The 18,189-nt window shown below is 64.7% G+C and carries 16 protein-coding genes; 5 read left to right on the top strand and 11 right to left on the bottom strand.

What is annotated here, in order from left to right; all coding sequences use genetic code 11:
* Positions 1 to 39 precede the first annotated feature (39 nt).
* From GEV37_RS11305 to GEV37_RS11290, 4 genes are read right to left on the bottom strand one after another with little or no spacing between them, the layout of a single operon-like run.
* A complete protein-coding gene (locus GEV37_RS11305; protein WP_227390359.1) occupies positions 40 to 648 on the bottom strand; it encodes a Maf family protein in 609 nt (202 codons plus the stop codon).
* Positions 649 to 677: 29 nt separating this feature from the next.
* Positions 678 to 1,166 carry a rod shape-determining protein MreD gene (mreD, locus tag GEV37_RS11300; protein WP_227390358.1) on the bottom strand — a complete coding sequence of 163 codons (489 nt, stop codon included), beginning with the start codon at positions 1,164 to 1,166 and terminating at the stop codon, positions 678 to 680.
* Positions 1,166 to 2,107: a rod shape-determining protein MreC gene (mreC, locus tag GEV37_RS11295; RefSeq protein WP_227390357.1), complete on the bottom strand. Its 942-nt coding sequence runs from the start codon at positions 2,105 to 2,107 to the stop codon at positions 1,166 to 1,168. The genes mreD and mreC overlap by 1 nt, the downstream gene beginning before the upstream one ends.
* Before the next feature lie 24 nt (positions 2,108 to 2,131).
* Positions 2,132 to 3,169, bottom strand: coding sequence for a rod shape-determining protein (locus GEV37_RS11290; RefSeq protein WP_018915723.1), 1,038 nt, complete (start codon positions 3,167 to 3,169; stop codon positions 2,132 to 2,134).
* 225 nt (positions 3,170 to 3,394) lie between these two features.
* Between GEV37_RS11290 and gatC the strand changes: the two genes are divergently transcribed.
* The 3 genes from gatC to gatB all read left to right on the top strand — a co-directional run bounded on the left by gatC (position 3,395) and on the right by gatB (position 6,658).
* On the top strand, positions 3,395 to 3,682 hold the full coding sequence (gene gatC / locus GEV37_RS11285) for an Asp-tRNA(Asn)/Glu-tRNA(Gln) amidotransferase subunit GatC (RefSeq protein WP_227390356.1): 288 nt from the start codon (positions 3,395 to 3,397) through the stop codon (positions 3,680 to 3,682).
* Positions 3,683 to 3,743: 61 nt separating this feature from the next.
* Positions 3,744 to 5,204 carry an Asp-tRNA(Asn)/Glu-tRNA(Gln) amidotransferase subunit GatA gene (gatA, locus tag GEV37_RS11280; RefSeq protein WP_227390355.1) on the top strand — a complete coding sequence of 487 codons (1,461 nt, stop codon included), beginning with the start codon at positions 3,744 to 3,746 and terminating at the stop codon, positions 5,202 to 5,204.
* Positions 5,204 to 6,658 carry an Asp-tRNA(Asn)/Glu-tRNA(Gln) amidotransferase subunit GatB gene (gene gatB, locus GEV37_RS11275; protein ID WP_227390354.1) on the top strand — a complete coding sequence of 485 codons (1,455 nt, stop codon included), beginning with the start codon at positions 5,204 to 5,206 and terminating at the stop codon, positions 6,656 to 6,658. Before gatA ends, gatB begins: the two co-directional genes overlap by 1 nt.
* Before the next feature lie 38 nt (positions 6,659 to 6,696).
* Here the strand turns inward: gatB and sixA are convergent, their stop codons facing one another.
* The 3 genes from sixA to htpG form a co-directional block, all read right to left on the bottom strand.
* On the bottom strand, positions 6,697 to 7,176 hold the full coding sequence (sixA, locus tag GEV37_RS11270; protein WP_227390353.1) for a phosphohistidine phosphatase SixA: 480 nt from the start codon (positions 7,174 to 7,176) through the stop codon (positions 6,697 to 6,699).
* Positions 7,169 to 8,236, bottom strand: a complete 1,068-nt coding sequence (locus tag GEV37_RS11265) for an NAD(P)H-dependent glycerol-3-phosphate dehydrogenase (RefSeq protein WP_227390352.1) — start codon at positions 8,234 to 8,236, stop codon at positions 7,169 to 7,171. The genes sixA and GEV37_RS11265 overlap by 8 nt, the downstream gene beginning before the upstream one ends.
* Before the next feature lie 143 nt (positions 8,237 to 8,379).
* Positions 8,380 to 10,284 (bottom strand): molecular chaperone HtpG, encoded by a 1,905-nt coding sequence (gene htpG / locus GEV37_RS11260; protein ID WP_227390351.1) that lies wholly within the window; start codon positions 10,282 to 10,284, stop codon positions 8,380 to 8,382.
* Between the two features lie 257 nt (positions 10,285 to 10,541).
* On the opposite strand from htpG, the gene GEV37_RS11255 reads away from it, so the two are divergent.
* Complete coding sequence (locus GEV37_RS11255) at positions 10,542 to 12,497, top strand: transglycosylase SLT domain-containing protein (protein ID WP_227390350.1); 1,956 nt, start codon at positions 10,542 to 10,544, stop codon at positions 12,495 to 12,497.
* A gap of 18 nt (positions 12,498 to 12,515) precedes the next feature.
* On the opposite strand, the gene GEV37_RS11250 is transcribed toward GEV37_RS11255, so the two are convergent.
* The gene (locus tag GEV37_RS11250; RefSeq protein ID WP_227390349.1) at positions 12,516 to 13,172 is read right to left on the bottom strand and encodes a LysE family translocator; all 657 of its coding nucleotides are present in this window, start codon (positions 13,170 to 13,172) and stop codon (positions 12,516 to 12,518) included.
* Positions 13,173 to 13,305: 133 nt separating this feature from the next.
* Between GEV37_RS11250 and GEV37_RS11245 the strand changes: the two genes are divergently transcribed.
* A complete protein-coding gene (locus GEV37_RS11245) occupies positions 13,306 to 13,509 on the top strand; it encodes a cold-shock protein (protein ID WP_227390348.1) in 204 nt (67 codons plus the stop codon).
* A 53-nt stretch (positions 13,510 to 13,562) separates the two neighbouring features.
* On the opposite strand, the gene GEV37_RS11240 is transcribed toward GEV37_RS11245, so the two are convergent.
* The 3 genes from GEV37_RS11240 to pepN are packed head-to-tail and all read right to left on the bottom strand — an operon-like array spanning position 13,563 to position 18,132.
* Positions 13,563 to 14,456 (bottom strand): hypothetical protein, encoded by an 894-nt coding sequence (locus GEV37_RS11240; RefSeq protein ID WP_227390347.1) that lies wholly within the window; start codon positions 14,454 to 14,456, stop codon positions 13,563 to 13,565.
* 55 nt (positions 14,457 to 14,511) lie between these two features.
* Positions 14,512 to 15,471 (bottom strand): lipid kinase YegS, encoded by a 960-nt coding sequence (gene yegS / locus GEV37_RS11235; RefSeq protein ID WP_227390346.1) that lies wholly within the window; start codon positions 15,469 to 15,471, stop codon positions 14,512 to 14,514.
* A gap of 33 nt (positions 15,472 to 15,504) precedes the next feature.
* On the bottom strand, positions 15,505 to 18,132 hold the full coding sequence (pepN, locus tag GEV37_RS11230; RefSeq protein WP_227390345.1) for an aminopeptidase N: 2,628 nt from the start codon (positions 18,130 to 18,132) through the stop codon (positions 15,505 to 15,507).
* Between the last annotated feature and the right edge of the window lie 57 nt (positions 18,133 to 18,189).

The raw sequence follows: 18,189 nt of genomic DNA, 5'->3' as shown, positions 1-18,189 counted from the left end.
TGGGCTCGATTGCGTCAAAGACTCCGTATTGACGCTACTTTACAGGCGAGCCGACCAAACGGACACACCCTGCTTGGAAAGTAGCTGCGCCGTTTCGAACAGAGGCAACCCCACCACCGCCGAGTGGCTGCCGTGGATCTGTTCGACGAACACCGACGCCAGCCCTTGGATCGCGTAGCCGCCGGCCTTGTCCTGGGGTTCGCCGGTTCGCCAGTAGCTGCGGATCTCGTCGCCCTCGACCATCCGCATGTGGACCGTGGTGGTGACCACGCAGGCGCAGACGCCGCGCGGGCCGATCACGGCCACCCCGGTCAGCACCTCATGGCTACGCCCGGAGAGCGCCGCGAGCATCGCGTGAGCGTCGGCCTCGTCGACGGGCTTGCCGAGAATGCGCCCGTCGAGCACCACGGCAGTGTCCGAACCCAGCACCGGAAGCGCCGTGTGCCCAAGGGCGGCACTTGCCTTGGCGCGCGCCAGGCGCTCAACGTAGGCCGCGGCACACTCGCCGGGCAGCGGCGTTTCATCGACGTTCGTGGCGACGACCTCGACCGCCACGCCGATCGAATTCAGCAGCGCACGACGCCTTGGTGAGGCGGACGCCAGGCAGAGCACGGGAGAGGGTTGTCCGTTCGGACCTTGCTTTCGCATGCCGGCGTCATCCTTGGCGGCCATGGTCATCAGGTTCGCGCCGCGCGACGCTCGAGCGCCACCAGCATGGTGGCAAGCCAGGGCCACAGCAGCGCGCTGATCAGCGCAGGAATCAAAAACGACAGGTGAATGGAGAACACGCCAGTGAGCACGCGCAGCCACTGCTCGATGAGCTGGATCAACCCCAGCAGCACCAGCACCAGCACCGCCTGCTGAACCAGCGAGTAGGCGCGAAAACGGGGATAGACCAGCGCGCACAGAAAGGCCAGCAGCGAGAACACCAGCGCGTGCTGACCCAGTACGCTGCCGTCGATCAGGTCGATCAGAAGCCCGATCACGAAGCCGTGGAACACGCCGACCCGGTCGGGTACGCGCATGCACCAGTAGATCAGCATCAGGCCGATCCAGTCCGGGCGGTACATCTGCCAGCCATCGGCCAGCGGCATCACCTGCAGGCACAGCGCCAGCACCAGGCTCAGCCAGATGAACAGCAGTGGAATCACCGGCGCCTTGGGCATCAGGGCACCTCCTGAAGCGATGCCGGCGCTTCGTCGGCCAGGCGCTCGGCGGCATGGATCGCGGCGGCGGAAATCGACATGGCGTTGTTCCAGAGCGGCGTTCCCTGCGCTTCGATGGCGGGCGGGAAGAGCAGCAGGAAGTGGCGCGAGCGGGTGAGCTGCGCGGTGGGTTCGGCGCTGACGCGCGCGAAGGGCTGACCCGGATCGTGATAGACCTCAGTGACCCGCGCTACCGGGTAGCCCGGCGGGAACCGCCCGGCAAGGCCCGAGGTGGTCAGGAGATCGCCTTCACGAATGTCGGCGGTGTCCGGCACATGCAGCACACTCACGCTGTCGTAGCGCCCGGTACCCTGGACGATGAAGCGCAACCCGTTACGATTGATCTGCACCGGCAAGGCGTGGCTGGCATCCGCCATCAGCAGCACCCGGCTCGAATAGGCCGATACCGCCGTGACCTGGCCGACGAGGCCAAAGGCATCGATCACCGGCTGGCCGACGTAGGCTCCGTTGCGGTGCCCGCGATCCACCACCATCTGATGGCTGAACGGGTCGTTGTCGAGCGACAGTAACTCCGCGGACATGAAGGGAATGTCGTGGCGCTCGGCGGCATCGAGCAGCTCGCGCAGCTGGGCGTTCTCGGCGGTCAGGTTCGCCAGGCGCTGGCCACGGTGGGAGAGCGTCAGGATCTGTTCGCGCAGGCGGCGATTCTCGTCCACCAGGGCCTGCTGGTCCGAGAACACCAGCGCCCCCCAGTTGAGCAGATCGCTCGGCAGGCTGACGACCCACTGGATCGGCGCCACCACCATGGTCATATGGGCACGCACGTCTTCCATACGGGTAAAGCGCTGGTCGACGAACATCAAGGCACTCGCCACCAGCACGCAAAAGAAGAGTCGATAGCCCGGCAAGGGGCCATGCGAAAAGAGCGGTTTAATAGGCAATTCCCCCGCAGCAAACCGCCAGGATCAGTCGCTGGAAAGCAGCTCGAAGGTATGCTGGTCGATCATTTCGAGTGCCTTGCCGCCGCCGCGCGCCACACAGGTCAGCGGATCTTCCGCGACGATCACGGGAAGTCCGGTCTCCTCGGCGATCAGCTTGTCCAGATCGCGCAAGAGCGCCCCGCCGCCGGTCAGCACCAGGCCACGCTCGGCGATGTCCGAAGCAAGCTCCGGAGGTGACTGCTCGAGTGCGCTCTTGACCGCGGCAACGATCGAGCCGAGCGTCTCCTGGAGCGCTTCGAGGATCTCGTGGGAGTTGAGCGTGAAGCTTCGCGGGATGCCTTCTGCCAGGTTGCGCCCGCGCACGTCGATCTCTCTGAGTTCGCCACCGGGGTAGGCGCAGCCGATCTCTTCCTTGATGCGCTCAGCGGTGGCTTCACCAATGAGGCTTCCGTAGTGACGACGCACGTAGGCGGTGATCGCCTCGTCGAAGCGGTCGCCGCCAACGCGGATGGATTCGGAGTAGACCACGCCGTTGAGCGAGATGATGGCGATCTCGGTGGTGCCCCCGCCGATGTCGACGACCATCGACCCCTGAGCTTCCTCGACCGGCAGTCCCGCGCCGATCGCCGCCGCCATGGGCTCCTCGATCAGAAAGACTTCTCGCGCACCCGCCCCTTCGGCGGATTCACGAATGGCACGACGCTCGACCTGGGTAGACATGCAGGGTACGCACACCAGCACGCGCGGGCTGGGCGTCAGGAACGTGCTCTGGTGTACCTTGCGGATGAAGTGCTGGAGCATCTGCTCGGTGACGGTGAAGTCGGCGATGACGCCATCCTTCATCGGCCGGATCGCCGTGATGTTGCCGGGGGTGCGGCCGAGCATGCGCTTGGCATCGGCGCCGACCGAGGCGACGCTTCGCATGTTGCCGGACTGGCGAATGGCGACCACGGAAGGCTCGTCGAGAACGATACCGCGACCGCGAACATAAATCAGTGTGTTGGCCGTACCCAAGTCGATCGACAGATCGCTGGAAAACAGCCCCCTCAAGCGTTTGAACATGGATGTTGTTACCTAGTGCAGACCGGGAACCCTGTGCGGATGCAAACGGTATCACCGCAACCCGCCGGCAGCAAGCGCGAGTCGCTCCCCTGCCCGCGGCGGCCATTGTATGGTACCTTTTGCGGCTATTTTCCACGTCTGCCCCGTCAGACGAATTCAAGATGACCGTATGTATACCGCTCGTTACGACATACGTTCCCTTACGCTTGCGAGGATACCTTGATCATGGCGCTTGAAGAATCCCATGTGCGCCGGGCCGCCCACCTGGCCCGACTCGCCATCAGCGACGACCAGGCCAACCGTTTCGTGGACGACTTGAGCCGGATCCTGGAGATGGTCGACCAGCTTCAACAGGTCAATACCGATAACGTCGCTCCTCTGGCCCACCCGCTCGATGCCACCCAGCGCCTGCGTGCCGACGAGGTCACCGAAACCGACCGGCGCGAGCAGTACCAGCGCTGTGCGCCGGCCACCGAGGAGGGGCTCTACCTCGTGCCCCGCGTGGTCGAATAAGCGATGCGCGCACCGTCCTTCCTGGCTTTTTTACATTCGTCCCGAACGGAGCTTTTGGGTCATGCATGATCAAACCGTCACCCAGCTGGCCGCCGCCCTGAAAAGCGGCGAGCTCTCGAGCCGCGAGATCACCGCGCACTACCTGCAGCGCATCGAACGCCTCGATGACAAGCTCAACAGCTTCATCAGCGTGACCGCCGAGCGCGCGCTCAACGCCGCCGAGGCCGCCGACAAGGCTCGCGCTGATGGCCACGCCCACGCGCTCGCCGGCATCCCGCTGGCGCTCAAGGACATCTTCTGTACCCAGAGCGTTAAGACCAGCTGCGGCTCGAAGATGCTCGACAACTTCGTCGCCCCTTACGACGCCACCGTGGTGGAGAAGCTCGAGGCCGCGCATACCGTGAGCCTGGGCAAGACCAACATGGACGAGTTCGCCATGGGCTCCTCCAACGAGAACAGCCACTATGGCCCGGTGAAGAACCCCTGGGATCTGAAAGCCGTTCCCGGCGGAAGCTCCGGCGGCAGTGCCGCCGCAGTGGCGGCGGGACTGGTGCCGGCCGCACTGGGTACCGACACCGGCGGCTCGATCCGCCAGCCGGCGGCGTTCTGCGGCATCACCGGGCTCAAGCCCACCTACGGACGCGTCTCGCGTTACGGGATGATCGCCTACGCCTCGAGTCTCGACCAGGCCGGTCCCATGGCGCGCTCGGCCTCCGACTGCGCGCACCTGATGAACGTCATCGCCGGCCACGACGTGCGTGACTCCACCAGCGCCGCCCGAGGCGTGCCGGACTACACCGAGAACCTCGATGCACCGCTGTCCGGGCTCAAGATCGGTCTGCCCAAGGAGTATTTCGGTGACGGCCTCGATGCCGACGTCGAGCGCGCCGTGCGCGAGGCGGTCAGGGTGTACGAGTCGCTGGGTGCCACCGTGCGCGAGGTCAGCCTGCCGCATACCCACTACGCCATCCCCGCCTACTACGTCATCGCCCCGGCGGAGGCCTCGTCGAACCTGTCGCGCTTCGATGGCGTGCGCTTCGGCCACCGCTGCGAAGACCCCAAGGACCTGATCGATCTCTACACCCGCACGCGCCAGGAGGGCTTCGGCGAGGAGGTCAAGCGACGCATCCTGATCGGCACCCATACGCTCTCGGAAGGCTTCTTCGATGCCTACTACATCAAGGCGCAGAAGGTGCGCCGCCTGATTCGCCAGGATTTCCTGGATGCCTTCGAGGACGTTGACGTGCTGATGGGCCCAGCAGCCCCCACCACCGCGTTCAACCTGGGCGCCAAGAAGGACCCGGTATCGATGTACCTGCAGGACATCTACACCATCGCCGTGAACCTCGCGGGCATTCCCGGCATCAGCGTGCCGGCAGGCTTTGCCCATGGCCGCCCGGTGGGCCTGCAGATCCTCGGCACCCACTTCGCCGAGGCGCAGCTTCTGAACGTTGCCCACCAGTTCCAGCAAGCCACTGATTGGCACCGTCACCTTCCCGCACTCGCCGAGGAGAACGCCTGATGCAATGGGAAACCGTAATTGGGCTCGAGGTCCACGTTCAGCTCGCTACCCGCTCGAAGATCTTCTCCGGATCGTCGACCGCCTTCGGAAGCGAACCCAATACCCAGGCAAGCGCAGTGGACCTGGGCCTGCCCGGCAGCTTGCCCGTGCTCAACGAGCAGGCGGTGGCGATGGCGGTGCAGTTCGGCCTCGCGGTACACGCCGAAATCCCGGAAGTCTCGGTGTTCGATCGCAAGAACTACTTCTACCCGGACCTGCCCAAGGGCTACCAGACCAGCCAGATGTATCACCCGATCGTCGGCGCCGGCGAGGTGGAGATCACTCTGGATGACGACGTCACCAAGCGCATCCGCATCCACCACGCCCACCTGGAGGAGGACGCCGGCAAGTCGCTGCACGAGGACTTTCAGGGCATGACCGGCATCGATCTCAACCGTGCCGGCACCCCGCTCCTGGAGATCGTCTCCGAACCGGACATGCGCAGCGCCAAGGAAGCCGCGGCTTACTTGAAGGCGATCCACTCGATCGTCACCTATCTGGGCATTTCCGACGGTAACATGGCAGAAGGCTCGATGCGCTGCGACGTCAACGTCTCGGTGCGCCCCAAGGGAGCGGATGCCTTCGGCACCCGCGCCGAGATCAAGAACGTCAACTCGTTTCGCTTCGTCGAGCGCGCCATCGCCTTCGAGGTCGAGCGCCAGATCGAGCTGATCGAGGATGGCGGCAAGGTAGTTCAGGAGACGCGCCTGTTCGACCCGGAACGCGATGAGACGCGCAGCATGCGCACCAAGGAAGAAGCCAACGACTACCGCTACTTCCCCTGCCCGGACCTTCTGCCGGTGGTGCTCGACCAGGCCTACCTCGACCATCTGAAGACCCTTCTGCCAGAGCTGCCGGCGGACAAGCGCGCGCGCTTCCAGAACGAGCTCGGGCTTTCGGCCTATGACGCCAACGTGCTCGCGACAAGTCGCGAGATGGCGGAGTTCTTCGAAGAGGCGTACCAGGTGTGCGGCGATGCCAAGCAGGCCGCCAACTGGGTGCAGGGCGAGCTTTCCGGGGCCTTGAACCGCGAAAACCTCGCCATTCACCAGAGCCCGGTCTCCGCCCAGCAGCTTGGCGGACTGATCGAGCGCGTGGTCGACGGCACCATCAATGGCAAGGCCGCCAAGGAAGTCTTCCAGGCGCTGTGGAACGGCCAGGGCGGCAGCGCCGACGAGGTGATCGAGTCCAAGGGCCTGAAGCAGGTGACCGACAGCGGTGCCATCGAGGCGATGATCGACCAGGTGATCGCCGAAAGCCCTGCCCAGGTCGCCCAGTACCGCGACGCGGAGCCGGACAAGCGCGGCAAGATGATCGGCTACTTCGTCGGCCAGGTGATGAAGGCCTCACGCGGTACCGCCAACCCGCAGCAGGTCAACGGGCTGTTGAAGCAGAAACTCGACGCCCTGCTCTAGCCCCCTCGCCGCCCGCCAGACGGGCGGCGACCCTTTTTCTATCCCAGCATGGAAGGCTCGGTGAAGCGCACCAGCCGAGCGCAGCCGGCAGCCCAAACGTCGCCGTCGAGCTCGGCGACCGCCGCGGTCGCAAACCCCACCCCCGGGCTTCGCGCCCCCTCCACCAGCCGTCCGGTCAGCATCCCCACCAGCGGCATGTGGCTGACCAGCACGATGCAGCCCTCCTGTTGCTCGAGCAGCCAGTCGCATACCGCCTGCGGGTCATCGTCCGGCGTGATGCCCTCGAGGGTACGCACCGGCTGTCCCAGCGCCTGACCGACCAGCGTCGCGGTCTGCTGGGCGCGTACGAAGGGGCTTGCGTAGAGCGCAAGCAGCGTGTGCCGGTAGTCGTTGGCGAGCCACGCGCCCATGCGCGATGCTTCGCGCTCGCCGCGCGATGTCAGGGCACGCGCCGCGTCCACCCGGCCGGGGCCGGCTTCACCGTGGCGCATGATCACAAGTCTTGATGCGCTAGTCATGGCGCACCTTTTCGCCGCGGTGCGCCTCGAGGACCGCCTCCCGGGGCAGCACGAACTCGACGTCGCTGCTCTGCTCGCCCGCCATCAAGAGCCCGGCCATCTCCTTGGCGGCCACGCCTTCGAACAGCACCCTTTTCAAGCCTTCGGCAAGCGGCATGTAGACGTTCATCTCTCTTGCCTTGTCGCACACGAGCCGGACGGTATTGACCCCTTCCGCCACCTGGCCGAGGGCCTCGACGGCCTCGTCGAGGCTTCGCCCCTCGCCCATGGCGTAGCCGACCCGGTAGTTGCGCGAAAGCTTCGACGAGCAGGTGACGATCAAGTCCCCCACGCCGGCCAGTCCTAGAAAGGTCATCGGGTTGGCGCCCTGGGCGACGGCGAAGCGGCCCATCTCGGCCAGCGCCCGAGTCATCAGCATGCTTCGGGTGTTCTCGCCCATGCCGAGTGCGGCCGCCATGCCGGCGGAGATGGCGTAGATGTTCTTGAGCGCCCCGCCAAGCTCCACCCCGTGGCGGTCATCGCTGGCGTAGACGCGAAAGTAGCTGCACCCCAGCGCCTTCTGCACCCGGGTACGGGTACCAGGATCGGCGCTGGCGATCACCGTGGCGGTGAGCTGCTTGTCGGCGATCTCGGAGGCGAGGTTGGGACCGGCGATCACGCCGATATGGTCAAATCCGGTGATTTCCTCGAGCACCTGGCTCATGAGCAGAAAGCCCTCCTGCTCGATGCCCTTGGTGGTGCTGACCAGGATTTGCTCCGGCGAAAGCCAGGGCTTTGCCTGCTCGACCACCTGGCGAAACGCCTTCGAGGGAATCGCCACCAGCACGATGGCCGCCCCCTCCACCGCGTGGCGGATATCGGTGGTGGCCTCGACACGTTCGTTGATCGCGTAGTCCGGCAGGTAGCGGCCGTTTCGCCGCTCCCGATTGATCTGCTCCACCAGCGCGTGGTCGCGCATCCATTGACGCACCGTCGCGCCGTTATCGGCGGCGATGCTGGCAAGCGCGGTACCGAAGCTCCCTCCACCGAGAACGGCGACGTTGCTCTGCTCCAAGGCCATGGTGTTTTCCTGAGTCTCTGGACGATGGCGGCTACTTTACCATCAATGGCGTGGCGCACGAGGGCGCCACCGGCGGTTTTGACGCTCGCCAACGAAAACAGCCCGCCGGCAAGCCGGCGGGCCGTGTTGTCAACGCATCACGTTCAGGCGGTCAGCACGCTATTGAGCCGCTTGACGTAGGCCGCCGGGTCGTCCAGATGGCCGCCTTCGGCGATGATTGCCTGGTCAAGCAGGATGTGCGCCAGCTGGCCGAAAGCGTCGTCGTCGCTCGCCTCCAGGCGATCGACCAGCGCGTGTTCCGGGTTAAGCTCGAGGATCGGCTTCACCTCCGGCAGCGGCTGGCCGGCGGCCTCCATGATGCGGCGCATCTGGTAGCCCATCTCGTGCTCGGGCAGCACCACGCAGGCGGGCGAGTCGGTCAGGCGGTGGGTAATCTTCACTTCCTGAACACCGTCACCGAGCGCCTCCTTCACGCGCTTGACCAGCTCTTCCTTGGCCTTGGCGGTCTCCTCCTGGGCCTTCTTCTCCTCTTCGTTCTCGACATCGCCAAGATCGAGTTCACCCTTGGCCACGTCAGCGAACGTCTTGCCGTCGAACTCGGTGAGATGGGTCATCAGCCATTCATCGATGCGATCGGACAGCAGCAGTACCTCGATGCCCTTCTTGCGGAAGATCTCCAGGTGGGGGCTGTTCTTCGCCGCGTTGAAGCTGTCCGCCACCACGTAGTAGATCTTCTGCTGGCCTTCCTTCATGCGCTCGATGTAACCGGCCAGCGACTGCTCCTGGGCGGCGGTATCGGTATGGGTGGACGCAAAGCGCAAGAGCTCGCCGATCTTCTCGCGGTTGGCCGGGTCTTCGCCGGGGCCTTCCTTCAGAACGCTTCCGAAGGTGCTCCAGAACGTCTTGTACTGCTCGTCGTCCTTGGAGAGCTTCTTGAGCATGTCCAGCGCCCGCTTGGTGAGCGCGCCCTTGATCTTCTCGACCTTCGGGTCCTGCTGGAGAATCTCGCGCGAGACGTTGAGCGACAGATCGCGCGTGTCGAGCACGCCCTTGATGAAGCGCAGATAGAGCGGCAGGAACTGTTCGGCGTCGTCCATGATGAACACGCGTTGCACGTAGAGCTTCACGCCGCGCGCGCCATCGCGCTCGAACATGTCGAAGGGCGCCCGGCCGGGCACGTAGAGAAGGCTCGTGTACTCGAGCTTGCCCTCGACCTTGTTGTGGCTCCAGGTCAGCGGGTCACTGAAGTCGTGGGCAACGTGCTTGTAGAACGCCTTGTATTCGTCGTCCGAGACCTCGGACTTCGGCCGCACCCACAGGGCGGTGGCCTCATTGATGGTCTCCCAGGTAGTGACTTCGCTGCCTTCGATCTCGTTGCCATCATCGTCCTTGGCAGTCTCGATCTTCGGCATGCGCACCGGCACTTCGATGTGATCCGAGTACTTGCGAACGAGCCCCTGCAGGCGGTACTCGTCGGCGAACTCCTTGGCGTCGTCCTTGAGGTGAAGGATGATCTCGGTGCCGTGCTTGTCGCGCTCGATGTCGGCGACGCTGAACTCGCCCTCGCCCCTGGAGCGCCACTCGACGCCTTCCTGAGCGCTGGTGCCAGCCTTGCGGGTGCGCACGGTGACTTCGTCGGCAACGATGAAGCCGGAGTAGAAACCGACGCCGAACTGGCCGATCAGCTTGGCGTCCTTCTGCTGCTCGCCGGTGAGTTGCTGCATGAACTCGGCGGTGCCGGAGCGGGCGATGGTGCCCAGGTTGGCAATCACATCCTCGCGGTTCATCCCGATGCCGTTGTCGCGCAGCGTCACCGTGTTGGCGCTGGCGTCGTGCTCGATCTCGATGCGCAGGTCGCTGTCGCCTTCATACAGCGCGTCGTTGTCGAGGGCAGCGTAGCGCAGCTTGTCGCAGGCGTCGGCGGCGTTGGAGATCAGCTCGCGCAGGAAGATTTCCCGGTTGGAGTACAGGGAGTTGATCATCAGGTTGAGAAGCTGCTTGACTTCTGTTTGAAAACCAAGCGTCTCTTCGTGGGTGGCGGTGCTCATGCGTAGCCCTCAATTGCCAATCACTGGATATCCGATGCGCTCTAAAAAGGCGCAGTGTCTCGTGTGCAGTCAATATGGGGCTAGGCCGAAAGATTTCAAGCAAATGAGTGGCATCGAGATATCGAGGCGAGGCAGATCGCCTAGAGAGGGATTGTGCGCGCGGCGTTTGTCGTTATAGTCCACTATAGTCGCTTCACCCCTATTCCATCGTTTTACTCTTATTTCAGCAGTCAGCTCACCAGGCAAGAGAGGAAGCCATGCCGGTTTTGCGAGTTCGTTTTCGCCTTCGCGCGCTATGCGCCGCGGCGATCGTCGGTCTGTCCAGCCACGCGGGGGCGGCCACCGACGCCCAGATGCGCGATGCCCTTCAAGCCGCCCGCGACCAGCAGTGGCAGCGCGTTGACGAGCGCGTGGTCAACGATCACGTGCTGGGGGGCTACGTGGAGTACCATCGCCTGCGCGGCCAGCTCCCGAACGTTCCCGCTCAGCGCATCCAGGCGTTCATCGACCGCTACCGCGACTCGCCGCTCTCGGAGTGGATACGCGGCCAGGCGATCGCCAACTACGGCTACGCCGGCCGTTTTGATGATCTGCTCGCCGTGGCCGACGGCGTGCCGGACGGCACCGCGCGCCAGTGCTACTACTACAGTGCTCTGCTCGACCGCTCGCCGCTCGAGGCCCGCGCGGCGGGACGCGAGCTCTGGCTGACCGGCGGCTCGCAGCCCAACGCCTGCGACAGCCTGTTCAACCGGCTGCGCGCGGATGGCACCATCGACGACCGCGCCGTATGGGAGCGCAAGATGCTGGCCTGGCAGGCCGGCGAGACAGGGCTTTCAAGCTATCTCGGTGGGCTTCTGAGTGGCCAGTGGCAGACCGCCGAGGAGACCGTCGAGCGCATCGAGGGCAACCTTTCCGCGGTCACCCAGGCGCCCGCCTGCCTCGGCCCCGAGTGCGCGGCGAGTGCTGCGTTCTACCAGGCCGCCTTGCAGCGCTACACGCGCGAGAACACGCCGGCAGCACTTTCTGCCTGGCAAAGCATCGCGCCGCGCCTGTCGCTGACAGCCGACGAGCGCCGCGTGATCGAGGAGGAGCTTGCCTTCTATGCCCTGGTGCGCAGCGTGCCGGGCACGCTTGCCTGGGTGGACAGCGTGCTGCCGGGGCTCGACAGCGAGCGGGTGCTCGAGCTTCGCGTACGCCGGGCGCTGGAGGATCGCCAGTGGTCGGAGGTGCTTAACTGGATTGCCCAGATGCCTGCCAGCCAGCAAAGCAATAGCCGCTGGCAGTACTGGCTTGCCCGGGCCAACGAACAGCTCGGCAACCACGGCGCCGCCGAGGCGCGCTACCGTGAGGCGGCGCTGGATCGCAGCTTCTACGGTTTCGCCGCCGCCGAACGCCTCGGCGTGCCCTACCGGCTCAACAACGAGCGCAACCATTTCGACGACGCCTCGCGCGAACACACCGCAGCGCTTGCCACCGTACAGCGCACCGAGGCGCTGATGCGGATCGGCGAGGAGGGTCTCGCCAACAGCGAATGGCTCTACGCCGTGCGCACGTCCTCACCGGCCCAGGCGCGGGCGCTGGCGGACTACGCCGCTCACCGCCAGTGGTACCCGCTGCTGGTGCAGACCACCATCGCAGGCGAAATGTGGGACGCGCTGGACTGGCGCTTCCCGCCCGCCTACCGCGAAAGCTTCCTGCGCTGGGGCGAGCAGACCGGAGTGGACCCGTATCTTCTGATGGCCATCACCCGGCGCGAGAGCGCCTACAACCCGGTGGCACTCTCGCCTGCCGGTGCGCGAGGGCTGATGCAACTGATGCCCGGCACCGCCGCGCTGGTCAGCCGTCAGCTCGGCCTGAGCGACCCGGGACCCTACGGCGTACTCGATCCGGAGCTCAACATTCGTCTGGGCAGCACCTACCTGCGCGACAAGCTTAACCGCTACCAGGGCAATCGCCTGGCGGCAACGGCAGCCTACAACGCCGGCCCCGGCCGGGTGGATCAATGGCTGGGCGACGGTCGCGGCGTAGAGGCGTTCGACCTGTTCGTCGAGAGCATCCCGTTTCGCGAGACCCGCGACTACGTCCAGGCGGTGTTGAGCTACCGGGTGATCTTCGAAAGCCTGGCCAACGGTGGCGACAGCCAGGGCGTGACGCTGCTCAGCGACAACGAGCAGCAGGTACGCTATGACCGCGCCCTGCTCGCGCTGCGCTGACCCCCGACAAGCGCCCGGTCATCCCGGGCGCTGCTCCAGCGCCAGACGCAAGCCAAGCCCCACCAGCACCGTACCCGTCGCGGCGTTGAGCACCCGTGCAAAGCGCGGGCTTGCCAGAAAGCGACTCGTCCCGCCCACCATCAGCACCACGCCGATCTGCCACAGGTTGGCGATCACGAAATGCACCCCGGCAAGCCATAGAGACTTCAACAGCACCGGCTCACCCGGGGCAATGAACTGGGGCAGAAACGCCATGTAGAACACCACCGTCTTGGGGTTGAGCACATTGGAGAGAAGTCCCTCCTTGATCGGCTGAAAGAGCCCCACGCGAGCCCCGGCCACGCGAGCTTCACCCACTGGCAGCGCCGTCCCTCGTCGCGCGGCCAACAGGCTCGTCACGCCGAGCCAGACCAGATAGCCGGCGCCTGCCAGCTTGAGCAGGTTGAAGGCGAAGGCGGACTGCAACAGGATCAAGGAGATGCCGAGAGCCGACACCGTAGCGTGCACGAACAGCCCGCAGCAGATCGCAACGCTGGTGGCCACGCCGTCGCGCACTCCGCCTCGCGCGGTATTGCGGATCACCAGAAGCGTGTCCACGCCCGGAGAGATGGAGAGCAGCGTGATGGCGATCACGAAGGGCACGAACTGCGCGTCGAACAGGGTCATCTGGCTCATCGAAAGAGGCTCGTTGCGTTTAAAGGAATCGTGAGTTCGTCACTGGACGATCACTTTTTTTGCTTCTACAGTGAATTTGTGGGCAAACACGAGGTTGTCCGCCTATTACCTAAGCACGTTAAGGATACGAAAGATGGCAACTGGTACCGTCAAGTGGTTCAACGACACCAAAGGTTACGGCTTCATCTCACCCGATGACGGCGGCGACGACCTTTTTGCGCACTTCTCAGAGATTCAGGCTGAAGGCTTCAAGACCCTGCAGGATGGTCAGAAAGTCACCTTTGAAGTAACGCAAGGCAAGAAAGGCCTTCAGGCGTCAAACATTCGCGTCGCCTGATCGGCTCGCGAAACAAAGGCCCGCACATGCGGGCCTTTTTATTGCCTGCGCGCCTAGGGTTCGATGCTCGAGCGCTCACGGGTGTCGCCTGCGCTTGACGCATCTTCCTGCGCCTGACCTTGCTCTTGCCCGGACGCGCCTGATGCCTCGTCGTCGAGCGTGCGCACAACGCCGGTAGCGGTCGTCTCGCTTGCTGCATCAGCGTCCTGCGCCTGCGAAGAGGCGGACTCCGAAACGGTGCTATTGGGCTCGAGAACGGCATTATCGCCTGCCTGGCTGGATTCGCGCTCAAGCTCCTGAAACTGCTCGTCGAGGCGCCGCTGGGCCTGCTCGAAGCGCCGTTCGGTGTCCTCGATCAGCTCATCGACGTCGAGCGCTCCGCCCTGGGGTTCGCGGCGGGCGCTTTCCGGCAAGCTGCTTTCCACCTCCCAGTCGTCGGAGAACTGCGTGGACTCCACGGGATCGAGCTCGTCGCTCTGGCGCTCGACCTCCTGGAACTGCTGGTCGAGCTGACGCTGGGCCTCCTCGAATCGCCGCTCGGTCTCGGCGATCACGTCGTCCACATCGGAACGAGTGGTTTCGCCGGGCATGGCGCTTTCTTCGCTGAGCGCCTCTTCGGGGTCGGCGGCCAGCGTCTCCTCATCGGCCTGGACCTCCTCGCCCGTCATCGGCTCGCTCTCGGCGTTCTGCGCGTCCAGCGCCTCGGCCTGTTCCAACTCTTCTGCGGCCTGACGCGCCTCGACGTCATCCTCGATCTCGGCGGGCTCCGGCATGTCGGCGGCGTTCTCGGCGGCGGCAGGCGCCTGCTCGTTCTGGATCACCTCGTCATCGGCCACCGAACTCTCCTGCTCGCCGAGGTCGACGTTCGGGTCCTCCTCGGGCTCGCTGCAAGCGCTCAGCACGAGTGCCAAGCTCGCCAGCAGGGGTATCCATACACGGTTTGTCATCACTCGCTCCTTCGTTTGTCTCTTGATCGACATGGTCGATCGATCATGCTTGCGCTCAATGGCGGTCGTTGGCGGACAGCAGCGCGCACTCTTCGGGCAGCAGCACGCCAAGCGCCAGCGGCACCACCTCGACGGTGAAGCGCTCGTGGCGACGCGGCTCGCCATCCAGGGTCAAGGGCCAGGGCTCGTCGTCAGGCCGGGTGGTCACGGTCAGCTTCGGCGCGGTGAAGTAGTGGACGTAGCGTCCTTCACTGGGAAAATCCTGCAGCTCGCCCACCAGCGTGGGAAGCTCCCATACCGATGAGAAATCCTTGACCAGCAGCACGTCGAGTCGCCCATCGTCGAGCTTGGCGCGCGGCGCCAGCACCTGCCCCCCCCCGGACTGGCGGCCGTTGCCCAGCGCCAGCAGCAAGAGCGAAGCACTTTCTTCGCGCTCCTGCCAGTGCAGGGTGCCGCGATAGCTCTTGTGGCGCCATGCCTTGAGTGCCCCCATCAGGGAGTACGCCCCGCCGCCCAGCATGCGCTTGAGCATCTTGGGGGTGGAAGAGGTGACCTCGGCGCCGAAGCCACCGGTGGTCATGTTGACGTAGTAGCTGATGGCTTGCTCATCGCCGGATTCGGCCGTCAGGCGCACCACGTCGATCGGGTGCGCTCGGAGCTCCAGCGCCGCCTCGAGCGCGGCACCCGGCGCAAGCGGCAAGCCTACCGAGGTCGCGAAGTCGTTGGCGCTGCCCAGCGGCACGATACCCAGCGCTGCACGCTGGTCGTGAGCCACGCGCATCAGGCCGTTAACCACTTCGTTCACCGTGCCATCGCCACCGCAGGCGATCACGTGGGTGAAGCCTTCGCTGAACGCCTTTTCGGCGAACTCCGCCGCGTCCCCACCTTCCCAGGTGGCTCGCACGGTGATCGTGAAACCCCGGTCACGAGCGCTCTGCACCGCTTCGCGCAGCTCCGGATTGCTGGAGGACTTTCCGTTGACAATCAGCAAATAACGCTTTCGTGAGTCGCTCACCGACGTATTCCTTTCCTTGGGTTATAGGCACCTTCAGGCCAGCGCTTTCTCCACCACTTCGTAGACGTTGGACGACAGCGGCTCCTTCTTGATACGCGCAAGCTCCTGGCGCATCAGAGCCTGACGGCTCTCGTCGAAACGCTGCCAGCGTGTCAACGGCGTGATCAGCCGCGCGGCGATCTCCGGATTCAGGCGGTTGAGTTCGATCACCACGTCGGCGAGCAGTCGGTAGCCCTGGCCGTCCAGGCGATGGAAGTTCACCCGGTTCTGGGTGAACGCGCCGATCAGCGCGCGCACCTTGTTGGGATTCTTGATCGAAAACGCCGGATGGTCCATCAGATATTCGACGCGCTCGAGCACGTCCGGCTGAGGCCTTGTGACCTGCACCGTGAACCACTGATCCATCACCAGCGAGTCGTGTGCCCACTTTTCGCCGAAGGTCTTGAGCGCCGGCGCCGCCAGATCCTGGCGATCGCTGTGCACCAACAGCGTCAAGGCCTGGCGCACATCGGTCATGTTGCGCCCTGCAGCGAACTGTGCCTGGCACAGCTCAAGACCCTTGGCGTCCTCGATGGCCATCAGGTAAGCCAGCGCCACGTTCTTGAGACTGCGCGTGGCAATCTGCTCCGGCGTGGGCGCGTAGGGCTCATCGCTTGCATTGGCCTCGTAGGTGGCGATGAACTCGTCACGCAGGGCCACGGCCAGTGACTGGCGCATGAACTCGCGGGCGGCGTGGATGGCGTCCACGTCGACGATGCGCTGCTGCTCGGCGATGTAGGCTTCCGTCGGCAGCGTGAGCATCTCGGCAAGCACCGCCTTGTCGCTCACCTCACCATCGAGCAGCGTGCGAAACGCCTCGACGACCCGGGTATCCATGACCTTCTCCACGCCGTTGCGGTGAGCGGCGATCAAGTCGTCCAACGCCAGCATGGAGAGGCGCTGCCCGGCGTCCCAGCGGTTGAAACCGTCACTGTCGTGGGTCAGCAGAAAGGCGAGCTCTTCACGCGAATAGGGGTAGTGGAGCAGCACGGGCGCGGAAAAGCCGCGCAAGAGCGAGGGCACCGGCGCCTCGGCGACGTTCTCGAACACGAAGGTCTGCTCCGCCTGGCGCAGATGAATGACGCCCTCCTTGCCGAGCGACTCGCCGTCGAGGGTCAGGGTCAGATCCTGGCCGGATTTGGTGCCGACGAGCCCCAGGCGCACGGGAACGTGCAGCGGCAGCTTCTCGTTCTGGCCCGGCGTTGCCGGCGTGCGCTGGCGAAGGGTCAGGCGGTACTCGCCGTGCACGTAATCGTATTCGCCGAAGGCATCGACCTCCGGCGTGCCCGCCTGAGAGTACCAGCGCATGAACTGATCGAGGCGCTCGCCGGAGGCGTCCTCCATGCAGCCGACGAAATCCTCGATGGTGGCAGCGCAGCCATCGAAGCGCTCGAAGTAGCGATCCGCGCCGCGGCGAAACGCTTCCCAGCCGATCAGGTTGCACAGCATGCGTACCACTTCCGCGCCCTTTTCGTAGATGGTCAGGGTGTAGAAGTTGGTGATCTCGATGTAGTGATCCGGGCGTACCGGGTGCGCCGTGGGGCCGGCATCCTCGGCGAACTGGGCGGTGCGAAAGAACGACACGTCCTGAATGCGTTTGACCGGCGCGGAGTTGGTGTCCGCCGAGAAGCACTGGTCGCGAAAGACGGTGAAGCCCTCCTTCAAAGAGAGCTGGAACCAGTCGCGGCAGGTCACCCGGTTGCCGGACCAGTTATGAAAGTACTCGTGGGCAACGATGCCCTCGACGTTCTGGAAGGCGGCGTCGGTGGCGGTGTCGGGATGGGTCAACACCGCTGCGGAGTTGAAGATGTTCAACCCCTTGTTCTCCATCGCGCCCATGTTGAAGTCGTTGACCGCCACGATCATGAACAGGTCGAGATCGTACTCGCGCCCGTAGGTCGTCTCGTCCCAGGCCATCGCGCGCTTGAGCGAGGCCATGGCGTGGCCAGTCTTGTCCAGGTTCTCCTCTTCCACCCAAATCTCGAGCGCCACTTCGCGCCCGCTCTGGGTGGTGAAGCGGTCACTCGTCTTGCAGAGATCGCCCGCCACCAGGGCAAAAAGGTAACAGGGCTTGGGGTGCGGATCTTCCCACACCGCGAAGTGGCGTCCGTCACGCTCGCCCTGCTCTACCCGGTTACCGTTGGCGAGCAGCACCGGCTCACGGGCCGGATCGCCGATCACCGTCACCTTGAAGGTCGCCATCACGTCCGGGCGGTCCGGATAGTAGGTGATGCGACGAAAGCCCTCGGCCTCGCACTGGGTGCAGTACATGCCGCTGGAGCGGTAGAGCCCTTCCAGGGCGGTATTGCTGTTCGGGTCGATCTCGACCTCGCTTTCGAGGCAGAAGCGCTCGGGCACATGCTCGATGCGAAGCGTGGTGTCGCTCACGACGTAGTCGCGCTCCTCGAGCGCGGTGCCGTCGAGGCCGAGCGACACGAGCGTCAGGTTCTCGCCATCGAGCACCAGTGGGGCACTCAGGGCGGCGGCGGGGTTGCGCTCGATGTGCAGGCGGGCCTTCACGCGGGTAGCGGTGGGGTCGAGATCAAACGTCAGCTCGGTATGGGTCACGAGGTAATCGGGCGGCTGGTAGTCGCTTAGATAGACCGGCTGCGGATCGGACATGCATGGCTCCTTTTCCATCGAACAGTTTTCCATCGAACGCGGTGACGTGAAACGATC

The organism is Vreelandella malpeensis (assembly GCF_020622355.1).
GTDB classification, from domain to species: domain Bacteria; phylum Pseudomonadota; class Gammaproteobacteria; order Pseudomonadales; family Halomonadaceae; genus Vreelandella; species Vreelandella malpeensis.
This window is presented reverse-complemented; position numbering and strand designations above follow the sequence as displayed.

Excerpts from the sequence above, each read along its gene's own strand:
- GEV37_RS11305 (WP_227390359.1), bottom strand. The coding sequence starts at position 648 with ATGCGAAAGCAAGGTCCGAACGGACAACCCTCTCCCGTGCTCTGCCTG.
- mreD (WP_227390358.1), bottom strand. The coding sequence starts at position 1,166 with ATGCCCAAGGCGCCGGTGATTCCACTGCTGTTCATCTGGCTGAGCCTG.
- GEV37_RS11290 (WP_018915723.1), bottom strand. The coding sequence starts at position 3,169 with ATGTTCAAACGCTTGAGGGGGCTGTTTTCCAGCGATCTGTCGATCGAC.
- gatC (WP_227390356.1), top strand. The coding sequence starts at position 3,395 with ATGGCGCTTGAAGAATCCCATGTGCGCCGGGCCGCCCACCTGGCCCGA.
- gatA (WP_227390355.1), top strand. The coding sequence starts at position 3,744 with ATGCATGATCAAACCGTCACCCAGCTGGCCGCCGCCCTGAAAAGCGGC.
- gatB (WP_227390354.1), top strand. The coding sequence starts at position 5,204 with ATGCAATGGGAAACCGTAATTGGGCTCGAGGTCCACGTTCAGCTCGCT.
- sixA (WP_227390353.1), bottom strand. The coding sequence starts at position 7,176 with ATGACTAGCGCATCAAGACTTGTGATCATGCGCCACGGTGAAGCCGGC.
- GEV37_RS11265 (WP_227390352.1), bottom strand. The coding sequence starts at position 8,236 with ATGGCCTTGGAGCAGAGCAACGTCGCCGTTCTCGGTGGAGGGAGCTTC.
- htpG (WP_227390351.1), bottom strand. The coding sequence starts at position 10,284 with ATGAGCACCGCCACCCACGAAGAGACGCTTGGTTTTCAAACAGAAGTC.
- GEV37_RS11255 (WP_227390350.1), top strand. The coding sequence starts at position 10,542 with ATGCCGGTTTTGCGAGTTCGTTTTCGCCTTCGCGCGCTATGCGCCGCG.
- GEV37_RS11250 (WP_227390349.1), bottom strand. The coding sequence starts at position 13,172 with ATGAGCCAGATGACCCTGTTCGACGCGCAGTTCGTGCCCTTCGTGATC.
- GEV37_RS11245 (WP_227390348.1), top strand. The coding sequence starts at position 13,306 with ATGGCAACTGGTACCGTCAAGTGGTTCAACGACACCAAAGGTTACGGC.
- GEV37_RS11240 (WP_227390347.1), bottom strand. The coding sequence starts at position 14,456 with ATGACAAACCGTGTATGGATACCCCTGCTGGCGAGCTTGGCACTCGTG.
- pepN (WP_227390345.1), bottom strand. The coding sequence starts at position 18,132 with ATGTCCGATCCGCAGCCGGTCTATCTAAGCGACTACCAGCCGCCCGAT.